The organism is Beijerinckia sp. L45, from assembly GCF_009765775.1.
In the GTDB taxonomy this organism is placed as follows: Bacteria; Pseudomonadota; Alphaproteobacteria; order Rhizobiales; family Beijerinckiaceae; genus RH-AL1.
Genome location: NZ_LMUU01000265.1, coordinates 18,412 through 20,461 on the forward strand (window position 1 = coordinate 18,412; position 2,050 = coordinate 20,461).

General features: G+C 61.3%; 2 protein-coding genes. One reads left to right on the forward strand and one right to left on the reverse strand.

Going from position 1 to position 2,050, the window contains the following annotated elements; translation table 11 throughout:
* A partial coding sequence (locus tag GSQ79_RS29200; RefSeq protein WP_210253235.1) for a hypothetical protein occupies positions 1-593 on the forward strand: 593 nt, incomplete at its 5' end.
* A 275-nt stretch (positions 594-868) separates the two neighbouring features.
* Here GSQ79_RS29200 and GSQ79_RS27075 read toward each other — a convergent pair.
* A partial coding sequence (locus GSQ79_RS27075) for an ISL3 family transposase (RefSeq protein WP_158811850.1) occupies positions 869-2,050 on the reverse strand: 1,182 nt, incomplete at its 5' end.

Genomic DNA, 2,050 nt, shown 5'->3' on the forward strand with positions numbered 1-2,050 from the left:
GCATCGTCAAGTCAGTGCAGTCGCTGCCGGGGATGTGGCCGCCAGAGTTGTCGACCTCGCGGCGCGACTGGCGTCGCAGTGAGGAAAGAACCATTGTCCGAAACGTTCAAGCCGACGCAGAGATGGCCTCCAACGCCAAGAAGGGATTGGAGCAGAGAGCCAAGTTCAACCGCGGCGGGGTCAAACGCGCCGAGCAACTCGCGCATCGCAGGGACCTCGATGTCACGGACGTGAAGTCGATGCACAGCTACTTCGCGCGGCATGTCGTCGACAAGGACGGCAAGAGCCACGCATGGGGATCGGACGACGATCCGTCGGCCGGGTACATCGCTCGGCTGTTTTGGGGGGTGACGAGGGAAAGGTTTGGTCCGACCGTCATGTGGCCGAACTCGAGACGTAAGCCTCGACACGAAGATACGGACCAATTCGATACCGCCCATCGCGACGCCGACACACATCAATACATCGAAGAACAGGTCGATGGATATCCTGGATCAGTGTCCCCGAGGACGGTCTCGTCTACCACACCGGGCGCGACATCACGATCGAGAAGGACCAGGAGGCGTCACCATCAATCAATTAACATTTGTTAATCTTGCCGGCGTATAGTCGTTACATTAACGTTGTTGGCGGCTGTGCGCGGCCAGGTGTCATGCTCGCCGACCGCCAGTGTCGTCGCTGCGGCCATGCTGCCGCCGCCCGGTTGAAAGCCGAGGAAGAGAATCGGCACGTCCTCGAGCGTGGACCGTAGAGGATACGGAAACCAAGGGCGGCGTCGTCCATGTGTGGCGACACGTTGGCGTAGAGGGTGCGGGTTGCTCGATAGACTTCGCGGCAGATGTCTTCGGCGCTTAATGTGGGCTCTGTCTCAATCTGCGTGCAGTTCTCCAACGAGACGAGCGCGGAGAAGATCGAGGTTGGCACGCCCGTACATTTGGCGCTTTACGAGCTTGAGCTTCGTGATCTGTCCCTCGGTCTGACCGTTGGACCAGGGCTCCGTGAGTGCCGCCGCGACCGCGACTTGGTCGGCCGCAAGGCCGACGGCAAAAGATGACATCAGGCTGTCTCGCGCGGCATCGATCCAAGCCTGCAGATTACCGATCGTACGAGATCGGACTATGGCCTGGAATCGCAGCAGGAGGTCGCGAGCCATCACAAGGGAAGGGACGCCTGCTTCAATGGCGGCCATCATCGTCGCATCGCCTTTGCTGAGGGTATCGCGCATGACAGTCATCAGCCAAGCGATCACGCGCGCGGACGGAACACGCCCCAATCCCATGAGGCCTGCTTTCTCGCTTCGCTTGCGGCGCGTCGCCCATTCCGAGACGACCCGCAATGAGCCAGGGAAGCCTAAAGTCTGGAGCCGACGCCACAGCTCAGCACCACGGCGGCAGCCACCCATCCATTCCGCATCAAGGGTCGCGAGATAGGGCGCCAACGAGGTCTGCCGCGACCGGAAGACATCGCCGCAGCCGTTTCGAATGACGTCTCGAACGTGATTACGGCTCGCGTCCACCCGTCGCACGATCTCCTTCACCGTCATGCCTTCCGCGGCCAAGGCTTTGATGATCTTGCCGGCATCCTCACGACGCCGATAACCCTCGTATTGCAGGCGTTCGGCACTCGTCAGCATCACGGGGTCGATGATCGTGGAGCCCAGCGCCTGACGGATCAGCCGCATCGAACGGCGCACCGCACGCAAGAAGGCCGCGCTGGCGTTTTCCATAAGATGCCAGCGGTCGGCGACCTGGACGGCGTGCGGCGCGCCGTCTCTGGCGCCCTGACCATAACCACCGCCACGATCGCGTGCGATGATGTTGATGCCAGGATGAGCGGCAAACCATGCCGCAACCGTGCCGGCGTCTCTGTCCGGGAGAAGATCGACGATCCGTCGCCGTTCAAGATCACAGATCAAGGTCCCGTATCTCAGGCCTCTCTTCCATGCCCAGTCGTCGATCCCGACGATATGCAGCGGAGTATCATAGCGGCAAGCATGTCGGCGAACGGTTCGAAGCAGGGTATCTCGGCTGACAGGCAGCATGAGACGCCG